The 18,860-nt window shown below is 55.6% G+C and carries 20 protein-coding genes; 9 read left to right on the top strand and 11 right to left on the bottom strand.

Going from position 1 to position 18,860, the window contains the following annotated elements:
- Positions 1 to 29: 29 nt before the first annotated feature.
- The 5 genes from JNO48_03665 to JNO48_03645 all read left to right on the top strand — a co-directional run bounded on the left by JNO48_03665 (position 30) and on the right by JNO48_03645 (position 4,976).
- Positions 30 to 950 carry a family 43 glycosylhydrolase gene (locus tag JNO48_03665; protein ID QTE69020.1) on the top strand — a complete coding sequence of 307 codons (921 nt, stop codon included), beginning with the start codon at positions 30 to 32 and terminating at the stop codon, positions 948 to 950.
- Positions 951 to 971: 21 nt separating this feature from the next.
- Complete coding sequence (locus tag JNO48_03660; GenBank protein ID QTE69019.1) at positions 972 to 2,483, top strand: alpha-N-arabinofuranosidase; 1,512 nt, start codon at positions 972 to 974, stop codon at positions 2,481 to 2,483.
- A 179-nt stretch (positions 2,484 to 2,662) separates the two neighbouring features.
- Positions 2,663 to 3,130 carry an IS200/IS605 family transposase gene (gene tnpA, locus JNO48_03655; protein QTE69018.1) on the top strand — a complete coding sequence of 156 codons (468 nt, stop codon included), beginning with the start codon at positions 2,663 to 2,665 and terminating at the stop codon, positions 3,128 to 3,130.
- Between the two features lie 275 nt (positions 3,131 to 3,405).
- Positions 3,406 to 3,867, top strand: coding sequence for a sigma-70 family RNA polymerase sigma factor (locus JNO48_03650; protein QTE69017.1), 462 nt, complete (start codon positions 3,406 to 3,408; stop codon positions 3,865 to 3,867).
- Complete coding sequence (locus JNO48_03645; GenBank protein ID QTE69016.1) at positions 3,864 to 4,976, top strand: hypothetical protein; 1,113 nt, start codon at positions 3,864 to 3,866, stop codon at positions 4,974 to 4,976. Before JNO48_03650 ends, JNO48_03645 begins: the two co-directional genes overlap by 4 nt.
- A 100-nt stretch (positions 4,977 to 5,076) precedes the next feature.
- Here the strand turns inward: JNO48_03645 and JNO48_03640 are convergent, their stop codons facing one another.
- From JNO48_03640 to JNO48_03595, 10 genes are all read right to left on the bottom strand, one after another.
- Positions 5,077 to 5,769: a metallophosphoesterase family protein gene (locus tag JNO48_03640; GenBank protein ID QTE69015.1), complete on the bottom strand. Its 693-nt coding sequence runs from the start codon at positions 5,767 to 5,769 to the stop codon at positions 5,077 to 5,079.
- Between the two features lie 144 nt (positions 5,770 to 5,913).
- Complete coding sequence (locus tag JNO48_03635; protein QTE69014.1) at positions 5,914 to 6,489, bottom strand: manganese efflux pump; 576 nt, start codon at positions 6,487 to 6,489, stop codon at positions 5,914 to 5,916.
- A 301-nt stretch (positions 6,490 to 6,790) separates the two neighbouring features.
- Entirely contained in the window at positions 6,791 to 7,288 is a 498-nt protein-coding gene (locus JNO48_03630; GenBank protein ID QTE69013.1) for a hypothetical protein, read from the bottom strand.
- Between the two features lie 43 nt (positions 7,289 to 7,331).
- Positions 7,332 to 7,988 (bottom strand): class I SAM-dependent methyltransferase, encoded by a 657-nt coding sequence (locus JNO48_03625; protein QTE69012.1) that lies wholly within the window; start codon positions 7,986 to 7,988, stop codon positions 7,332 to 7,334.
- Between the two features lie 34 nt (positions 7,989 to 8,022).
- Positions 8,023 to 8,787 carry a class I SAM-dependent methyltransferase gene (locus JNO48_03620; protein ID QTE69011.1) on the bottom strand — a complete coding sequence of 255 codons (765 nt, stop codon included), beginning with the start codon at positions 8,785 to 8,787 and terminating at the stop codon, positions 8,023 to 8,025.
- 32 nt (positions 8,788 to 8,819) lie between these two features.
- Positions 8,820 to 9,407, bottom strand: a complete 588-nt coding sequence (locus JNO48_03615; GenBank protein ID QTE69010.1) for a hypothetical protein — start codon at positions 9,405 to 9,407, stop codon at positions 8,820 to 8,822.
- A gap of 210 nt (positions 9,408 to 9,617) precedes the next feature.
- On the bottom strand, positions 9,618 to 10,421 hold the full coding sequence (locus tag JNO48_03610; GenBank protein ID QTE69009.1) for a MerR family transcriptional regulator: 804 nt from the start codon (positions 10,419 to 10,421) through the stop codon (positions 9,618 to 9,620).
- A gap of 162 nt (positions 10,422 to 10,583) precedes the next feature.
- Positions 10,584 to 10,898: a TfoX/Sxy family protein gene (locus tag JNO48_03605; protein ID QTE69008.1), complete on the bottom strand. Its 315-nt coding sequence runs from the start codon at positions 10,896 to 10,898 to the stop codon at positions 10,584 to 10,586.
- Positions 10,899 to 10,942: 44 nt separating this feature from the next.
- Positions 10,943 to 11,326 (bottom strand): GNAT family N-acetyltransferase, encoded by a 384-nt coding sequence (locus JNO48_03600; GenBank protein ID QTE69007.1) that lies wholly within the window; start codon positions 11,324 to 11,326, stop codon positions 10,943 to 10,945.
- 23 nt (positions 11,327 to 11,349) lie between these two features.
- Positions 11,350 to 12,297 carry an adenosine deaminase gene (locus JNO48_03595; protein QTE69006.1) on the bottom strand — a complete coding sequence of 316 codons (948 nt, stop codon included), beginning with the start codon at positions 12,295 to 12,297 and terminating at the stop codon, positions 11,350 to 11,352.
- 266 nt (positions 12,298 to 12,563) lie between these two features.
- Between JNO48_03595 and JNO48_03590 the strand changes: the two genes are divergently transcribed.
- The 4 genes from JNO48_03590 to JNO48_03575 all read left to right on the top strand — a co-directional run bounded on the left by JNO48_03590 (position 12,564) and on the right by JNO48_03575 (position 16,935).
- Entirely contained in the window at positions 12,564 to 13,643 is a 1,080-nt protein-coding gene (locus tag JNO48_03590; GenBank protein QTE69005.1) for an enterochelin esterase, read from the top strand.
- 330 nt (positions 13,644 to 13,973) lie between these two features.
- The gene (locus JNO48_03585; protein QTE69671.1) at positions 13,974 to 15,698 is read left to right on the top strand and encodes an alpha-amylase family protein; all 1,725 of its coding nucleotides are present in this window, start codon (positions 13,974 to 13,976) and stop codon (positions 15,696 to 15,698) included.
- A gap of 17 nt (positions 15,699 to 15,715) precedes the next feature.
- Positions 15,716 to 16,540: an HAD family phosphatase gene (locus JNO48_03580; protein QTE69004.1), complete on the top strand. Its 825-nt coding sequence runs from the start codon at positions 15,716 to 15,718 to the stop codon at positions 16,538 to 16,540.
- Positions 16,541 to 16,644: 104 nt separating this feature from the next.
- Positions 16,645 to 16,935 (top strand): hypothetical protein, encoded by a 291-nt coding sequence (locus tag JNO48_03575; protein ID QTE69003.1) that lies wholly within the window; start codon positions 16,645 to 16,647, stop codon positions 16,933 to 16,935.
- An 80-nt stretch (positions 16,936 to 17,015) separates the two neighbouring features.
- On the opposite strand, the gene JNO48_03570 is transcribed toward JNO48_03575, so the two are convergent.
- The gene (locus JNO48_03570; protein ID QTE69002.1) at positions 17,016 to 18,791 is read right to left on the bottom strand and encodes a hypothetical protein; all 1,776 of its coding nucleotides are present in this window, start codon (positions 18,789 to 18,791) and stop codon (positions 17,016 to 17,018) included.
- Positions 18,792 to 18,860 lie beyond the last annotated feature (69 nt).

The following is an 18,860-nucleotide window of genomic DNA, read 5'->3' as shown; positions in this document are numbered from 1 at the left end:
CCGGAAAATTCTGACGAACGGGTGATCATATGCAACCATTTATTGAACAGCGCGCGGATCCGTTTATCACATGCAAAGACGGCCGGTATTACTTTACGGCGTCCGTGCCGGCGTTTGACCGGGTGATCCTGCGCGGCTCGAACACGCTGGACGGGTTGCGGGAAGCAGAGGAAAAAACGGTGTGGACCCGGCATCCGTCCGGGGAAATGAGCTGCAACATCTGGGCGCCGGAGCTCCACTATGTGGACGGACAATGGGTGATCTATTTTGCGGCAGCCCGGGGCGGGGCGGATGAAGCAGGCCGCTTTGACCACCGGACGTACGCGCTGGTGAATCCGAATCCTGATCCGACGGAAGGGGAATTCAGGGAAGCCGGACGGATCGATACCGGATGGGAAACATTTACGATTGATTCCACCACGGTGGAATACGGCGGAAAACGCTATTTTATCTGGGCCCAGCGGGATTTCAGCATCCCCGGGAACAGCAACCTGTACATCGCGGAGATGAAGAACGCCCTGGAGCTGAAGCTGCCCGCGGTGCTGCTGAGCGTTCCCGAATATGACTGGGAATGCCAGGGATTCCTGGTGAACGAAGGGCCGGGCTGCCTGATTCATGACGGCCGGCTGTATATTACCTATTCCGGCAGCGCGACTGATGAACGGTATGCGATGGGCCTGCTGAAGCTGAAGACCGGCGGGGATCCGCTGAATGCATCGGACTGGGAGAAATCCCCGACGCCGGTGATGGTGACCGAAGAAAATAACGGGCTGTACGGCCCGGGACACAATTCATTTACAAAAAACAAGGACGAGAAGGATATCCTGGTTTTCCATGCCAGGCCTTATCCGGGATTCCGGGGCAGCGCCCTGAGTGATCCGAACAGGCATTGCTTTTTACGGTATATCCGGTATAATGACGCCGGTGAACCGATATTTCAGGATAGATAACACGGAAGGAGTTTCCCTCAGATGAAGAAAGCGACAATGATCCTGGACCGGGACTTTTCCATCGGCCAGGTGGATCCCCGGATGTACGGCTCGTTTATCGAGCACCTGGGCCGGGCGGTATACGGCGGTATTTATGAACCGGGCCATCCTACGGCCGACAAAAACGGATTCCGGGAGGATGTGATCCAAAAGGTTCGGGAACTGGGTATCCCCGTGGTGCGGTATCCGGGCGGCAATTTTGTATCCGGCTTCAACTGGGAAGACTCCATTGGTCCGCGGGAGCTGCGGCCGAAACGGCTGGACCTGGCGTGGATGACCACGGAGACCAACGAGGTTGGCCTGCATGAGTTCGTGGACTGGGCAAAGAAGGCCAACACGCAGGTGATGTACGCCGTGAACCTTGGCACCCGGGGACCGGACGAGGCGCGGAATGTGGTGGAATACGCCAACCATAAGGGCGGCAGCTACTGGTCCGACCTGCGGATCAAGAACGGCGCGAAAAATCCCTTCGGCATCAAGCTGTGGTGCCTGGGCAACGAAATGGACGGCCCGTGGCAGATCGGCCACAAGACGGCATATGAATACGGCCGGATCGCGAACGAGGCTGCCAAGGTCATGAAGTGGGTGGATCCCTCCATTGAAGTGGTTGCCTGCGGCAGCGCGGCACACGACATGCCGACCTACGGCGAGTGGGAAACCACCATGCTGAACGAGTGCTACGAGAACGTGGACTACGTTTCCCTGCACCGCTACTACGGCAATCCCACCAACGATACCCCCGGCTTCCTGGCCCGCAGCATGGACCTGGACGACTTCATCAAGGAAGTTGTGGCAATCTGCGATGCGGTACGCGGCCGGAAGCACGCGAAGAAGCGGCTGAACCTGTCCTTTGACGAATGGAACGTATGGTACCATTCCAATGAGCAGGACAAGGAAGTGTGGAAGGCAGACAAGTGGGGCCGGGCCCTGCCGCTGCTGGAGGACGTGTACAACTTTGAGGATGCCCTGCTGGCCGGCGCCATCCTGATTACCTTCCTGAAGAACGCGGACCGGGTGAAGGTGGCCTGCCTGGCCCAGCTGGTGAACGTGATCGCGCCGATCATGACGCGGAACGGCGGAGGCGTATGGGCCCAGACGATTTTCTGGCCGATGATGCACGCTTCCAAATACGGCCGGGGAACCTCCCTGCGGCCGGTCATCTCTTCGCCGGTATATGACTGTAAGGACTTTGAGAAGGTACCGCTGGTGGACGCCGCGGCAGTGACCGGGGACGACGGCAGCGTGACCATCTTCGCCCTGAACCGCGACATGCAGGAAGACATTATGCTGAACTGCGACCTGCGCGCGTTCCCGGGACTGAAGATCGGCGAGCACATTGTGCTGCACCATGACGACGTCAAGGCGGTGAACACGGAAGAAAACCCGGACAATGTGGCACCGAAGAAGGTGCGGGGCGGAAAGATCGACGGCGGAAAGCTGAACGTGAAGCTGCCGGCGCTTTCCTGGAACGTGATCCGGCTGGAGAAGGAATAAGAATCACTGAATCAAGCAAAAGGCTGCCTCTGAAGAGGCAGTCTTTTTTGTATTCATAAAACCCCACGCTAGGCGTGGGGTTCGGGAGAGCTTATAGCTATGCGAATGAAAGAGAAACTCCTTTTGCTATAATGCCAATGCGGTCTGCCAACTGCAAAGGAGCAAAAGGAGGTCATTAGATGGCTAACGACTTACAGAGTTTAGCACACACGAGATGGAACTGCAAATATCACATAGTGTTTGCGCCGAAGTATCGAAGGATGGTGTTTTACGGGGAAAAGAAAACGGAGATCGGAAAGATCATCCGACAGTTATGTGAATGGAAAGGTGTAGAAATCCATGAAGCAGAGGTATGCCCGGATCATATCCACATGTTGGTGAGCATACCACCCAAGGTAGCGGTATCAAGTTTCATGGGTTACCTGAAAGGAAAAAGCAGTGTGCTAATCTACGAAAAGTTTGGGGAACTAAAGTACAAGTACAGGAACCGTGAATTTTGGTGCCGGGGGTATTACGTAGATACGGTAGGAAAGAATACTAAGGCAATCGCAGAGTATATCCGGCATCAGTTGGAAGAGGACAAGATGGGAGAACAGTTAACAATGCTGGGAAAGGCCAACGATAACCCGTTTACGGGTGGCCAGTAACAGTCTACGCGGTTGGCAGACCGTAATTGCGCCTGCGAGGGCGCGGGCTAGTATTCTAGGCCTATGGCCGCATAAGAAAAGCCACCGGCTATGCCGGTGGATCTTTACTGCTGCGGGGCGGACAGAACTGAAAAGGGAAAGCATCGCGGCCGGGGACCGGGCATTCAAACAGGGAATACCGGACACCATGCAGAAAAATTATTTCCATGCGCATGATGATTACATGTTCTGAACCGTCTAATAGGTGTAGCGCTACCAAACAGGAGGTTAAAGCCTTGGACAGGAACTTTTTCACGGCAGAGATCGAAGCCTGCTCGGACATGATGTACCGGGTAGCCTGGTCGATCCTGCGGAACCACGCTGACGTGCAGGACGCATTGCAGGATGCGGTCCTCAAAGCATGGGAGAAACGGGACAGGCTTCGGGAAGAAAAATTTTTCCGCACCTGGATAACCCGTATCCTGATTAACGCGTGCTATGACGCGCAAAAGAAACGCCACCGTATTGTTCCGGCTGAAAACATTCCTGCCCGGACGCAAACCTCTGTCCCCGATCCCGACCTGGCTATGGCACTGGAAGCCCTTCCGGAAAAGCTGCGGCTGCCGCTTGTGCTTTGCTATTCAGAAGGGATGAGCTATGAGGAAGCAGCAGACGTGCTGCAGATCCCGACGGCCACCCTCCGGGGACGGATCAGCCGGGGAAAAGCTGAATTGAGAAAGGAGCTGAAAGCGGAATGAAGCGCGATTTTGACAGCCTGAACCTGCGGGATGCTTTTCCGGCTATGCCGGACGAATGCCGCAATGCGCTGATGACAGCCGCCCGCTCCGTGAAGGAGGAAGAACCCGTGAAACGTATAACGGTCAGAACCATACTCATCGCCGCATGTATCATCATCGCCACCGCAGCCATCGCCATGGCTGCGGGACAGATCCTGGGATGGAACGATTTCTTTACTGCTTTCTACGGAAGCACCCGGGTGCCCCAGGCTGCCCAGGAAATCCTGGAGTCGGCCAGTGAGGAAACATTTACTGTCGGCCCCGCGACATTCAAGGTGCAGCAGCGCTTTGCCGACCGGCATACCGCCATGGCGTCCGTCCAGGTCACGATGACGGACGGAAGCCTTGCCCTGATGACCATGAGCGGCGAGCAGGAAGAATCCATCCAGGCAAACGGGCAGAACGGGAAGGATTACGCGAAACGCCTGGGCGTGGATCCGTCCCTGAGCTGGATTGAAGCCGCGAAGGAGCTTCACTGCCCGCTGTACATCATGCGGGGAATCCTGAACCTGGACGAGCAGTACTGCGGCGGCGAGGGAATGGAAGACGTACTCTATGACGAGAACGGCTGCTTTGTGGATTACAGCATGCAGATGCTCGACAGCAATGCAGCGGGAGAGGAACTTCCGATGCAGTTTTTCCTGCGGGTGGCAGAGATTGACCTGGAAACCGGGGAGGAGAAGGATGAAGTGATCATTGAGCGTCCGGTCATTCCGGTCCGGGTCGCGCAGGCAACGGACACGGTGAACTGGAAGTTATCTGAGCCATATACCGCCTATGGGATGACCCTGGACGCCGCATGGGGTGAGCTGACCCCTGCAGGACTGTACCTCTTCACTGATTTTACGGCCGCTGAAGGTGCGGATCCGGATGATTTTGATGTCCCGGATTGGCTGGATGCAGACGGTAACCGATATGCCTGGGGCCTGAACCTGAGCTATGATGTCAATGTAGATGAATGGCCGAAGGTTTCCATGATGGGCCTGATCTCCGTGGACAGCATTCCGGAAAAGATTATCCTGTCCATGACCGACGGCGACGGAACCCACAACCTGACCCTGGAGAAATAAACAGGAAACCGGAGACGGGACCAAGCCGGAAAAACAGCACCCGCAGGGCAATGCCCTGCGGGTGCTGTGGTTATACCGGCAAGCGGATCAATATGCGTTTTTATCTGAGGAATACCGGAGCTGTAATCTCTTTCAGGTAGGCTTCCTGCCGGGGAAGGTCAGGGAAAAGCCTGGCCCGTTCGGCGGCCCTGTGATTATCATACGGAACAGCCAGGATGGTCATTTTCAGCGGGGCAGGCCCCGGCTCTCCCTCCAGGAGCAGCGCGTGGGCGCGGGCGATACCGAGGTTGTTTCCGACACTTCCGGTGTTCAGCGCGTATCCGCCGATCAGCGGACGGATAAAGGGCGCATAGCTGTCCGCACAGATCAGGCCGCTGGCTTCCGGCCTTCCGTCATGGAAACGGAACCCTTCCCGGAGCTTGTCATCCGGATCCTCGCTTGTGTACATGGGATCGAGGAAGCGTCCGTGAACCAGGCGGAAGCGGACCCCGCTGATTTCCAGTTCATCCTCCAGGGGAAGGGAATCCAGCCATGCAAGCCGTTCCTCGCCGATCTGCCGGATAAAGAACGCATTGTAATCCGGCTGCTGCCGCAGGACACGATCCCAGTTTCCGGCAATCCAGTGGGAACAATGCTCCCTGGCCCAGTCGCAGGTCAGATCGCTGTCCGGGCCTTTTCCGACGGCATCCCCCAGGAACCAGACGTCATCCGGCTGAATCCGGTCCAGTTCCTTTTCCATAGCCTCTGTGGCAACCATATTGCCGTGGAGGTCCGCTAACATTACGATTTTCATTATCGGATCATTCGTTCCTGCAGTGGGATGGGTATTTCAGTGTTTTGCCGCGAATGACCGGGCCGGAATTATCAGTCCGCCGGATCAGTCCGGTGTTTTCAATGGAAGCTGTTTCCGGTGATACCCAGGAAGCATCAGGGAAAATCAGATTATTCCGGTTACGAAGATCTCGATTCCGATCAGGATCAGGATGATTCCACCCAGGATATCGGCTTTTCCAGAAATCCTGGTTCCGATGCGTCCGCCCAAAGCGATGCCTGCCACGCAAAGCCCGAAGGTGACAACCCCGATGATCACGGATTCAACCACAGCAAAAACCAGGTCATATTCAGCAATGGTAAAGCCTACCGAGAGCGCGTCAATGGAGGTGGCAATTCCCTGGATGAACAGCGCGCCGCCCTGCAGGGATTCATTTTCGCTCTTCTCCTGAAGCCCCTCGCGGATCATCTTGACCCCGATGAATACCAGCAGAATGAGCGCAATCCATGGAATGAAACGCTGGAAAGACTGGAATTCTTCGGCAATGGTATGGATGCATATCCAGCCCAGCAATGGCATCAGCGTCTGAAAGCAACCGAAGGTTCCCGCAATAATCAGCCTGCGGGAGGTGTGCATGTGCGGATTGTGCAGTCCATTGGCGAGTGAAACGGAAAAGGCATCCATTGCCAGGCCGACTCCGAACAGAACGCTGTTCAGGAAAAAGAGAAGATTGAAGGACATGGCATTTCCCCCTTAACAAAAAAGATCGGGTATGACGAAACCACACACGATCTTTTTCCGGACACTTCATGTATAGCTTCGCAGTTATACATGAGTCTCGCATATTAAAGCAAGCCAGGCTGAATGCCAGTGTGTTGACTTGCTGCGTTTCACGCTTGCTACTCCCCCATGGAACAGGACCCATTGTACGAAGACTGTTCGCGGTTAGTCAATGCTAAACATGGTCACCTGATCATTCCGGGCCAATCCACATCGCTGCGGCTCTGTATCCGCCTGTCAGTTTCTTTCGCATCGGTGCAACTCAGATCCGCTTTCCGAAGATTTCACAGACCAGGGTGCGGGATCCGTCCGGATTCAGCATCACATATTCCCAATGGAAGCTGCTTCCGGTCATATCGGAAAAGATCCAGAAGGTGGCTTCCTCATCCAGGACTTTACCGACCAGGCGGTTTTCTTCCTTACGGAAGCAAAGCCTTTTCATGGTTCCCGCACAGGTGTATACCACATCATAGCATTGCTGATCCCGGTTGAACATGCGCAGGGAGGATCCATATTCCCCGTCCGGCTGCGGACTGGCTTCCCGGGTGCTCCGGGAAGGGAAGATAAAGATATCCTGTACGCCGGTTCCGTCCAGGACGCGGCGGAAGATCCATTCACCCTTGACGTGGCGCTTTTTATTATCAAACAGTTCATCATAGTAATCGCAGTCCCAGTCTCCGAGCAGGGGAGCGAACCAGTCGTATTCAGCCGGAATCCGGCTGGTTTCCGGGCTGAGCAGCGCATCAGAGAAAGTGTCCATGCAGTGATTATTCCTTTCTTTGTTTCGTGTATTCATCCGGCCTTTATACAGATGCAAGAACCGTATAGGTGCTTTCGCCCCATTGCTGCATAATGCGGACATCCCGGAAACCGGCCCTTCGCAGCACATCCATTTCATGTTCAACGGTCAGCGGCGTGTCATAATGGAAAAACACATCGTCCGGCAGGCCCTGTTCCTGCTTCAGCTGTGCCAGGTTCCGGAAGTATTCCTTTTCCAGGTCTTCGGATTCGGCAAAGTAATCGGTCAGGACAAAACATCCGTTTTCCTCCAGGGCGGCATGCAGTTTCGTGTATAACTGCTCCTTCTTCTCCGCCGGGAAATGATGCAGGGATTCCACGGAAACGGCGGCATCAAACGCTTTTTCGCCCAGGGGCTCGTCAAAGTAGGAAGCGTTGATGAGGCGGATGTTCCTGTTTCCCAGCTTGGCTTTCAGGGCCTGCAGCATCGCATCCGACAGATCGATCCCGGTTACGGCAGCATCCGGGCAGAGACGGAAGTATTCTTCCAGTTCCAGGCCGGTGCCGCAGCCCAGGTCCAGGACCCGGCTGCCAGCCGCCCGGGGCAGCAGGGAAGCCGTATAGGCGTAGAAGCCGGATGCGCCTTCAATATTGGTTCTCATATGTTCATCATAGCCGTCCACCCGGGCAGCAAAGAAATCATCCATTTTTTCCAGTTTCATTTCTCCAACCTCTTTTGTTTACTGAATTGCTTTTTCAGCCGTTATCGGTTTGTGCCGGCTTCCGGCAACGGAAGAAGATAAACTCCGGCCGGTGAATTGTCCCGCCGAACAATGCCGGATACTGCTTCCGCATGTCATCAGAAATATGGGCTTCCTGGCACTCCTCAATGATGAATCCCGCACCGATCAGCGCGTTGATCAGGCTGGAGACCGTCCGGTGGTAGCACTCATATCCATTGACGACCCAGTCCACCTTCCGGGGACCTTCCAGGCAGTAATTCCGGAGGTTCGCGTACAGGCGTTCCCCTGTTTCCGTGCGGGTATACCGGTCATAAGCCCCATCCCAGGCCGTTACAATCGGATGGGACATGCTGAAGACGAATTCCGCCCCGGCCTTTACCAGCGTGTGGATTTTCCGCATGAGCCCGGGAAAATCCTCAATATAGTCAAAGACCAGGGAACTGGTAATCAGGTCAAACTGTTCGCCGATTTCCCCGATATCCTCCATGGCCAGCTGCCGGTAAGCGATATTTTCCGCGCTGTTATGCTCCCGGGCGTATTCCAGCATCTTTGCGGAAATGTCGATTCCCAGGACAGATTTCGCACCCATGCCGGCATACTGCTTCGCATGCTGGCCCATTCCGCAGCCGATATCCAGGATTGTTTTTCCCTCCAGGGGTGGAAGCATTGAAAACAGGATCGGCGTTTCGATGCAGTCATTGAAATTGACCTTATTTCCCCGGCTGCTCAGGAAATTTTCAAAGAAGGTATCGTTATCGTACACATTCTGCTTTGACATTCTTTCGTCCTCCACTCCATTCCATGTCCGGATCAGGTCTCCGGGATGAAACCGAAATCCTCCAGGAAACGCTGAAATGCCTTTTCCCTGTCCCGGGCGGTTTCATAGTACGGCAGGCCGTACTTTTCACATTGCTCCCGGATCAGGATGCTTTGCTCCACGATATATTCCGCGCCTTCCCGGAGCTCTTCGTCTGATTTCCAGAAGGTATAATCCTTCTCCGTGTCATATTTCTTCTGGATCGCGAAGCGCTCTTCCGGCGTGACATCGGAAGTGATGAAATACGCGATATTGCAATTCGCACCGCGAAGGTACCGGTCATAATCCTCCGGTAGAAGCTGGTACATATCCAGGACCATCCCCGGCTCAAACTCATCGTATTCCCCGCTGTCGAGCATGGCCCGGACAAAGGGCGCCATTTTGCCGCTGATTACGCGCAGGGTATCCATGGAAGACAATCCCTGGTAAGTGCTGACACCGGTTTCGGGGAAGCACTTTTCGAAGCCCGCAATGATGGAATCCATGCTGACATGCTGGAAGCCGTACCTGGCTGCCAGCAGGTGGGAAACGGTGCTCTTTCCGGCCCTCGGAACGCCGGAAATGATGATATTGTTCTTCACGGTATATTCCTTCCTGCTTAGGTGCGTACAGCCCGGCCGCCTGCCCGATGCGTACGGCAGTATTACTGATTTTGTATCATACTTTTTATTGAATTGCAAATACCCGGCAGTATATATGCGGAGGAGGCTTCACACAGAAACCGGATTTAACCGTGCGGTATTGAAAAACCGGCCGGGGAGCGTTCCCGCTCCCCGGCCGGTACGGTTTTGTTATTCCACCGGAAAACATGCTTCCGTGACATATTCATCCGGGTTTTGGGTATCTGCCGGACCGACATGATAGATATTGAACATCGGTCCGCTGATGGTATAACCGTTATCCCGGATCCAGGCAACCGCTGTCGCATAGGCTTCACCCATCTGCTGGTAGCTGCCCTTTACGACGCAGCTTGCGACTTTGACCGCCGGAAGCGTCTGAAACTTCACATGCTCGGTATCCTGGTATTTGCCTTTCACCGCCATCGATACCATGATTTCCACATTTTCTTCCTTAAATTCCGGATCCAGGAATTCCGCCACGGCGTAGCAGGGTTCCGCGGGGACCAGCGGCTGTTTACATTCAGCCATCATGCCCCAGGCCATGCCTTCATCCTCATACCGGGGGATGACCATGCGCACGGTCGCCGCGTATCTTTCCGGAATTGTCTTTACTGTTACATCAAAACCCATACTGTTCTCCTTCCTCAGCCTCTTCCGGGCTGACTCCAGGAGCATCAGTTTATACTCCGTTTCCCTGGCCTGGGCTGCCAGCTCCTTCTGCTGCGCAGCCAGGAAGGGCTCGAGCCTGTCCCTGTCGTCGTAGATTTCCAAGAGACGCACGATATCCGCCAGGGAAAAACCCATGTCCTTCAGCGCGGTGATCCGGCTGATGACAAAAAGCTGTTCTTCCCGGTAATAGCGATATCCGGTGAGGTGATCAATCTCCGCCGGCTTCAGCAGGCCGATATCGTCGTAGTGCCGGAGCATCCTGATGCTTACCCTGGATAATTTTGAAAATTCACCGATCCTGAGCATTTGTTTTTCCCTCCATGGATGGTTTTCCTGAGCTCGCAACCAGGATAATCCCTCACACAGTGTTAGAGTCAATACACTTTTTTTAAAAATATTCTTTTTTCATTTTGCTGCATTCCGGACGGGAAAACAGCAGAGGCAGACGGCTCCCGCCAACGGCAGGAGTTACTTCCGGCCCTTCGGGGTGGGGAGTTCCGCCTCCATGGCTTCCAGCAGGTTCATGAGGAATTCCCGGTTATCCACATTATCCACCAGGAGCATTTCCTTCGCGCCTTCATATGGAATCTCCCTGTCTGCGTCCGGCATACGGGCGATGGCGGCTTTTGTCGGCTTGACCAGGAAACGGTCATCATAGATGCCGCCGATGATTTTGCCGCGATAATAGATGATGAATTCGCCCATCATCGCGCGGTAAGTGACATGATCCAGCCCGGAAAGCTGTTCCAGGATGAAGTCCAGGTATTCCCGATGTGATGCCATTTCCAATCCTCCCTCAATCCTGATCCTATGGAGACAGACGGCGGTTACTGCCTTTTCTTCGCGATGACGTAGGACGGCAGTCCTTTCTGGCAGCCGTTCCTTTCATAAAAAGTCTCCACTCCCGGCTGGGAGCCAAAGTACAGCATGGTCGGCGTATGTTCCTTTGCCAGGCGGAGAAGACTGCTTCCCACGCCCTGACGGCGGTATTCCGGAAGAACGAGCAGCTCCGTGATGGTTCCGAAGAAATAGCCGTCTGTCAGGATCCGCAGGCATCCGACCAGCTTTTCCCCGTCCCGGGCGGTGATATTCAGCGTCCGGGACAGTGCCTCCCGGGTTTTTCCCAGGTCATAGCTGCCTGGCCAGACCTGGTTCACAAAGACAATAAAGGCGGAAACATCCAGGCTTTTGTCATCTACAATATAATCCATAACCATTCCTCCGCAGAAAGTCCTTACAGAGCGGTGCAGCTGTTCAGCCCGCGAAGCCGGATATCATCCAGCTGTTCAGCAGTCAGCGTTCCGGCCCGGTACAGCAGCAGGTATTCATTTTCGACGGTGCTGTCAAATATCAGCAGATCATCCGTGTTGATCGTTACGGGAACCCCGTTTTCGACCAGGATCCGGATCGGGTGCGTCCGGTAATCCCGGACAAATCCCAGCTTTACGTTGCTGCTCGGGCAGACATTGAGCTGGATGTGATTGTCCGCCAGGAAACGCATGACCTCCCCGGAAGACGCCGCGTTGATTCCGTGATGGACCTCGGAGAGGCCCAGGATTTCAACGGCCTTCCGGACATCCCCTGCGGAGCCGGTTTCTCCCACATGCATTTTCCGGACAAGCCCGAATTCCTCCGCCTTCCGGTAAAGGGGGACAAAGGCTTCCAGCGGCTGAACGTTCTCGCCCGCGCAGATATCGATAGCTTTGAAATAGTTGAGGCAGGCATACTGCCCCAGCTTCGCGGTTTCATCCGCCACATTGCAGGAAGACGGATAGGTGAGTTCCGGTTCAAAAACCGTATCGGGGCAGCACGACTGATGAAGCCCTTCGATGATTTCCCGGAAGGTTTCGATCCCGCCGACCTGGTCCACTTCATTGACGCCGAAGTTCAGAACCAGCCGCTGGATATTGTTGCGCCGGGCTTCCGCAAACGCGCCTTCCCAGCGGATCAGCATGCATTCGTATCCGTCGCAGAACGGTTTTACGGAGGAACGGAACCACTGCTGCATTCCGTCCAGGCCGTCCAGCACCCCGTGAAGCCGGGGAATCTCCCGGTTCAGCCGTTTTGCAAGCCACTCCGGCCGGCAGCCTTTGGTTGAATGGTTATGAAGATCGCTTTTCGGGGCGGCGAGGAGGGCGGCCGTATCGTTTTCCGCCAGTGCCCTGCAGAATTCACTTCCCATGGTTTTCCTCCCGTCGCAGAATGCGGTTATCTCCCGGATCACAACCGGTGAAACCCCTGCCGGATTTTGTTCCAAATCATAGCATATCTTTGATCTTCCTGACAAGGATTTCCGCTATAGCAGCCGGAAAGGCAGGGCCTGTGACCGGGCGCAATATATGATCCAAACGGCGCAATAAATGCCGATTGACAACGGACGGCCGGTTTCGCTATATTGTTTTCAGACAAGTTGTTCGTACTAATTAAACAACAGCGGAGGAACAGCATATGAAACAGCAGTGGCCTTTGGACGTAACCGTTTCCTTTGATCCCTATTTCGGCGAGCCCAGCCGGGACGGCGAACAGGGCGCGGAAGTCCTGCCGGACGGAAAGGTGCATTTCCGGATTATCGCGAAGGACGCGAAGGAGGTCGTGATCGACCGGTTCGGGACGGTTTTCCCGCTGGAGCCGGCCGGCGACGGCGCATGGGAAGGCACGTTTGACCTCGGTACGGGATTCCTGTATTTCTTCCTGAAGGTGGACGGCGCGGATGTGCTGTGCCCCTATCTTCCGATCGGATATGGCTGCTGCCGCCCGATGAACTTTGTGGACGTCCCGGTGGCCGATATGGCGGGTTGGGACGACCTGGAGGACGTGGAGCACGGCGGGGTGACCCGGTATTACGTGAAGTCCTCCGTAACCGGAAAGCATGAAATCTGCCTGGTGTATACACCCCCGAAGTATGATCCGCAGAAGAAATACCCGGTGCTGTACCTGCAGCACGGATACGGAGAGAACGAAACCGGATGGATCTACCAGGGCCATGCGGGACGCATTGCCGACCGCCTGCTGGCGGAAGGCAAAATGGAAGAGATGATCATCGTGATGGGCAACGGCATGGTCCGGGGCAAGGACGCGAATGACCGGATGCTGTTCCCGCAGATTGTGGTGAAGGACCTGATTCCCTTCATCGAAAGCCGCTACAACGTGCTGACTGACAAGTGGCACCGCGCGATGGCCGGCCTGAGTATGGGCAGTTTCCAGACCAGCATTACGACGCTGACGAATCCGGACCTGTTCGGCTATGCCGGACTGTTTAGCGGATTCCTGCGGGCACCGTGGCCGACCGACGCGGAACAACCCCACCTGAAGCTGCTGGAGGATCCGGCAAAGTTCAATGAAACCTTCCGGGTGTTCTACCGGGCGATGGGTACAGAGGATACCTACTGGGAAGCCTTTGCCAAGGATGATGCGTTCCTTGAGGGCAAAGGACTGGACATCACGCGGGAAACCTTCCCGGGCGGCCATGACTGGACCGTATGGCGCCGGTGCATCCGCTCCTTCCTGCCGAGGCTGTTCAAAGATTAAGATCGACAGATAAAACAAAAAGCTCCCATCGCAACGGCAGCAAAACTGCCGGGCGAAGGGAGCTTTTTTGCCTTGTTTATCCACCGGCAATCCTGTATAATCAGAACAGAAGGAAAGCGTACAGGGCAAAACATCGCTGAAAACAACCGGAAGAGGGGACATAAACAGGACGGGTATGCCGTACCGCCGGAAACCGGAGGAGGGACCTGCGTGAAGAACCAGTGGAAAAGTGAATTTGCAGTGCGTTTCAGCCGTCATGAGGATGAGCTGAAATGGCTTTATTATGAGCTGTACCACAGCAACGGGCAGGCGTTTGATGCCTTTACCGACATGATGTACCGGCTATGGGAGGAACGGCCCGAGAAACTGAAGGAAATGGACCGCACCCGGGAACTGCAACCGGACTGGTACAAGGGACATGATCTGACGGGCATGCTGATGTATACGGATGCGTTTGCCGGGAGCCTGAAGGGCATCAAGAAGAAACTGAAATATATCAACGACTGCGGGGTAAACTACCTTCATCTGATGCCGCTGCTGGAAAGTCCGGAGGGGCGGAGTGACGGCGGATACGCCGTGAGCGATTTCCGGAAGGTCCAGCCGGAGCTGGGCACGATGGAGGACCTTTCGGACCTTACGGATGCATGCCATGCGGAAGGCATCGCGGTGTGCCTGGATTTTGTGATGAACCATACCAGCGAGGACCATGAATGGGCACGGCGCGCCCGTGCAGGTGAGAAGGAATACCAGGACCGGTACTTCTTCTTTGACGACTGGACGATTCCGAATGCTTTTGAGCAGACGGTTCCACAGGTGTTTCCCACCACGGCACCGGGAAATTTCAGCTGGTGCCCGGAAGCAGAGAAGATCGTGATGACGACATTCTATCCATACCAGTGGGACCTGAATTATGCCAATCCCACGGTATTCAACGATATGACGGACAACATGCTGAACCTGTGCAACCACGGGGTGGACATCATCCGCCTGGACGCGGTGCCCTATATCTGGAAGGCCCTGGGCACGACCTGCCGGAACCTGCCCCAGGTACATACCCTGGTGCGGATGATGCGCATGGTATGCGAGATTGTGTGCCCCGGAACCCTGCTGCTCGGCGAAGTGGTGATGGAGCCCAGCAAAGTGGCCCCGTATTTCGGTACAGTGGAGAAACCGGAGTGCCACCTGCTGTACAACGTGACGACCATGGCGACGCTGTGGCATACAGTGGCGACGAAGGACGTGCGGCTGCTGGCCCACCAGGTGCGCCAGGTGTTCTGCCTGCCCCGCGAGTATGTGTTCCTGAATTACCTGCGGTGCCATGACGATATCGGATGGGGACTGGACTATAATTTCCTCCACGGGCTTTGCCAGGAAGAGATTCCGCACAAGCGTTTCCTGAACGATTACCTGACCGGAAAATGGAAAGGGAGCCCGGCAAGGGGCGAGCTGTACAACGACGATCCACGGCTGGGGGATGCCCGGCTGTGCGGGACAACGGCTTCCCTGTGCGGCATCGAGACCGCCCGGCAGAATGATGACAAAGACGCGCTGGACAAGGCACTGCGCCTGGACCGGATGCTACATGCCTTCATGTTCACCCTCAGCGGGGTACCGGTGCTGTACAGCGGCGACGAGATTGCCATGGAAAATGATTACAGCTACCATGATGATCCCCTGAAGGCCGATGACAGCCGATACCTGCATCGGGGCAGCATGGACTGGGAAAAGGCAAAAAAACGGACAAAGAAAACCACGCCGGAGGGAAAAATCTTTGCCGCAATCCGCCGGATGGAACAGATCCGGGCGGAGCAGGCCGTATTCGATCCGGGAGCGGACACATGGATCCTGGAGACGTACAACAACCACGTGTTCGGAATCGGACGGTATTACCGCGGCGAACAGCTGCTGGCCCTGTTCAATTTTGCAGATGAACCCCAGAAGATATGGCTTCGGGATGAGAAGAGCTATACAAACCTGATGACCGGAGAGGAAAGCGACGCCGGGGAGATCCGGCTGGACGCCGGGGACTTCTGCTGGCTCCTGCACCGATTTTGAGACAGGAGAAAACGCCCATGAAGCGGAAGCTGATTTTTCTGGACATTGACGGAACCCTGACGCCTGCCGGAAACAACAATCCTCCGGAAAGCGCTATGATTGCCGTGAAAGCCGCGCAGGCCAAAGGGCATAAGGTATTTCTGTGCACAGGGCGGAATCCTGCGATGCTGGCTCCTGTACTGGCACTTGGATTTGACGGCGCTGTAGCCGGAGCCGGCGGATATATTTTTACCAATGATGAGGTGCTGTTTGACTGTCCGATGAAACCGGAAGAATTTGAAACCGGTATGCGGCTGCTGGGGGAAAACGGCGTTTTCAGGACAATTGAAGCCCGGGATGCCACATGGGGCGATGAGGAACTCGGGGACTTCCTGGCTCAGGCAGGAGAAGAAAACAGCGAACTGGTCCGATGGCGCAAAGCACTTGCGAACCAGCTGAACATCCGCCCGATGAGTGAATATGACGGCAGTCCGATCTACAAGATCGTATTCATGTGCCGTGAGGCAAAGCAGCTGCAGCCGGCACGAGACGCACTGGAAAGGCAGTATCATTTTGTGGTACAGGACGTGGCGGCACATCACTGCCTGAACGGTGAGCTGATCAACCGGAAGTATGACAAGGGAAAGGGTGTCCGGATTGTTGCGGAACACTACGGTATGGATATTGCAGATACAATCGGTTTCGGTGACAGCATGAATGACCTGGAGATGATTGAAACCGTCGGATGTTCCGTGTGTATGGTCAACGGAAGCCCGGCCCTGCAGGCGAAAAGTGACCTGGTGTGTCCGGCTGTGGAAGAAGACGGGCTTTACAAGGCCTTTGAACAACTGGAATTGATGTAATCTGCAAAAACAGTATACGGGAATGTTTTCCCAATCTGATCTTATAAAACCGCTGCCCGGGAATACATGCTTTCCCGGGCGCTTCCGTTATGCGGAGGACGAAAATGAGCAACCATCGTTCCAAAGGGCATATGCGGTTTTACGGTAAGGTACAAGTTTGCGGGCTTCGCTATACAGCAAGGCTGCCGGCCCGGGAACCGGCATTTACCGGCTGGGTCAGCGGCAGCGTGCTGCCGGAAACCCAGTGGGATACGGCCTGGCTGCGGAAGCTGCTGATCCGGCTGAAAAGCCAGGGACACTTCCATATTGCAAAGGTAACAATCCGGATTCTTCCGATGAAACCGGATGAACGGCATTTTCGGCTCTGTCAGTCCGCTCTCCCGGGAACAGAGTAATGAAAAGCAGATAAACTGCCCAGCAGAATGTGTGGCTGAAAAAGAAATTCCAAATCAAAAACCGGAAGACTTTTCCCAGATTATCGTAACACAATCCGGAAAAGATCATATACACCGGGATTGGCGCGGACTTCGAATACGGTTTCCGCACTGTTTTTCATGAGCGGCGGAATCCGCATGGGGTTCCCGGTGCGGAAATCCTTGCGGAGCGGGAGCTCCAGCGCTTCCGCTTCTCCCTTTACGTGGATGCGGACGGCGCCGGGCTGGGCCTGCGAGGTGACGTACGGATACAGGATGAAGGCATTATTGTCATAGGTGAAGAGGCTGACGCCGCTGCCGCATTCCAGGTATACCCGGCGGGACGGGAACTCCCTGCGGATCCGCGTGAGGACGGACTTCGGGATTTTGTACAGGTCCGGGAAGCTGTCCGGGACCGCCAGGGTCAGCATCTGCCCTTTGCCGTATGTATCCCGCAGGAGGAGACCGAAGCTTTCCTCCGTATCCGCCACCTTGGCCAGCGCCCAGGTGGCGTTGTTCCGGAATTCGCATACCGGAATGCCGATTTCCTCCCGGCCGCGGGGGTATTCCGTCCGTGAGAAGGGGTTGGCGGTTTCAATGCGGTAATTCCGGCCGCGAACACGGCGGCCGGGGAGGCGGATGGAGGTCATCCGCCGGATTCCGCGGTCCATGGTATCCTCCAGGAAGCCGCTGGTGACCAGCGCTTTTCCGCCTCCGGCCACATACTTTTCCAGTTTATCCACAACACCGGGATCACAGGCGGAGGAACGGGTGAGCAGGATGCTTTCCGCACCTTCCGGCCAGTAAGGCGAGCAGACAACGGGCAGGCCGCACATGCCGAGAAAATCCTGGATATTATCCTCGCCCTGGCTGTTGTCCGGAAGGTAGCAGACCGTACCGACCGGACTTCCGCAGTAATCGAGCACAGCGTCCAGCTTATCCAGGTGCCAGCCCAGGGCGGGAACGAGCGGGCTGTCGGTGAGCGCCTGGAAGCAGAAGAGCATCATTTCCCGCGGCTTGGAGAAGGCAGTCAGGTATGCCTGCTCCAGGTACTGGTCCATAATATGGAAGTCGAAGGGATCAAACCAGCCGCCGCCGTTGTGACCCGGCCACATGTTCTCGAAATAGGTCATGAGCGAGAAGCTCAGGTACCGGGGAAGGTGCTGGTCCGTGGTGACGGTATCCCGGGCTTCCGTACCGGTATAGACCTGATCGAACAGCTTCCGCTGGGCGGCGGGATTGTATCCGGTTTCCTGGTAGCTCTCCGCCCAGTTCGGATACTTGATGGTGATCCGGCAGGCGGGGTTGGCTTTTTTCGCCGGGGCGATCACGTCCTCCCGGCTGACCTTTTCCATCAGGCTGAGACGATAGGCCTGCCAGCTCCCGTCTGTAATCCCGTGGGCGGCGTTGTATGCGTCCCGCCCGGCCAGGCAGGCATCACAGGTGCAGTTGGTAAAGAAGAAGTCATCGATGATGAACTCATTGAACAGCCTTCCGGTATACTCGCTGGCCTTCCGCAGGACGGCCAGCATTTTCGGATCGTTATAGCAGAAGGTATCGAACAGGCGCTGCTTCGGCTCATCGCCTTCCGGGGTGGGGACGGTGGTGGTCAGGCCGCCGGCCACCTCGATCCCGTGCTTTTCAAACAGGCTGCGGCAGAGGGAAACCTGTTCCTCCGAAGCCATGGTTCCGCCGCGGAAGGGTTCCAGGTATACCTTGTCCGGGCGCATGTATTTTTCGAAGAAGCAGATATCGTTTTCCAGTTTTTCGGCGGCGGCACAGGCTGTGCCCTGGGCCACAAAATAGTAAACGAGCTTAAAATTCCGGTAATTGCCCATTGAAAAAACCTCCCGGCTGTGAAGTTGTGCAAACGTTTTCCTGACCGCATTATAACGGGTTTTTCCCGA

It is taken from the genome of Clostridiales bacterium (assembly GCA_017569285.1).
In the GTDB taxonomy this organism is placed as follows: Bacteria; Bacillota; Clostridia; order Christensenellales; family Aristaeellaceae; genus Aristaeella.
This window is presented reverse-complemented; position numbering and strand designations above follow the sequence as displayed.

Bases quoted from the DNA above. Each gene is read 5' to 3' on its own strand.
- JNO48_03610 (QTE69009.1), bottom strand. From the start codon at position 10,421: ATGCTCAGGATCGGTGAATTTTCAAAATTATCCAGGGTAAGCATCAGG.
- JNO48_03635 (QTE69014.1), bottom strand. From the start codon at position 6,489: ATGTCCTTCAATCTTCTCTTTTTCCTGAACAGCGTTCTGTTCGGAGTC.
- JNO48_03630 (QTE69013.1), bottom strand. From the start codon at position 7,288: ATGGACACTTTCTCTGATGCGCTGCTCAGCCCGGAAACCAGCCGGATT.
- JNO48_03660 (QTE69019.1), top strand. From the start codon at position 972: ATGAAGAAAGCGACAATGATCCTGGACCGGGACTTTTCCATCGGCCAG.
- JNO48_03600 (QTE69007.1), bottom strand. From the start codon at position 11,326: ATGGATTATATTGTAGATGACAAAAGCCTGGATGTTTCCGCCTTTATT.
- JNO48_03605 (QTE69008.1), bottom strand. From the start codon at position 10,898: ATGGCATCACATCGGGAATACCTGGACTTCATCCTGGAACAGCTTTCC.
- JNO48_03665 (QTE69020.1), top strand. From the start codon at position 30: ATGCAACCATTTATTGAACAGCGCGCGGATCCGTTTATCACATGCAAA.
- JNO48_03575 (QTE69003.1), top strand. From the start codon at position 16,645: ATGAGCAACCATCGTTCCAAAGGGCATATGCGGTTTTACGGTAAGGTA.
- JNO48_03595 (QTE69006.1), bottom strand. From the start codon at position 12,297: ATGGGAAGTGAATTCTGCAGGGCACTGGCGGAAAACGATACGGCCGCC.
- JNO48_03590 (QTE69005.1), top strand. From the start codon at position 12,564: ATGAAACAGCAGTGGCCTTTGGACGTAACCGTTTCCTTTGATCCCTAT.
- JNO48_03645 (QTE69016.1), top strand. From the start codon at position 3,864: ATGAAGCGCGATTTTGACAGCCTGAACCTGCGGGATGCTTTTCCGGCT.
- JNO48_03570 (QTE69002.1), bottom strand. From the start codon at position 18,791: ATGGGCAATTACCGGAATTTTAAGCTCGTTTACTATTTTGTGGCCCAG.
- JNO48_03625 (QTE69012.1), bottom strand. From the start codon at position 7,988: ATGAAACTGGAAAAAATGGATGATTTCTTTGCTGCCCGGGTGGACGGC.
- JNO48_03640 (QTE69015.1), bottom strand. From the start codon at position 5,769: ATGAAAATCGTAATGTTAGCGGACCTCCACGGCAATATGGTTGCCACA.
- JNO48_03620 (QTE69011.1), bottom strand. From the start codon at position 8,787: ATGTCAAAGCAGAATGTGTACGATAACGATACCTTCTTTGAAAATTTC.
- JNO48_03580 (QTE69004.1), top strand. From the start codon at position 15,716: ATGAAGCGGAAGCTGATTTTTCTGGACATTGACGGAACCCTGACGCCT.
- tnpA (QTE69018.1), top strand. From the start codon at position 2,663: ATGGCTAACGACTTACAGAGTTTAGCACACACGAGATGGAACTGCAAA.
- JNO48_03585 (QTE69671.1), top strand. From the start codon at position 13,974: ATGATGTACCGGCTATGGGAGGAACGGCCCGAGAAACTGAAGGAAATG.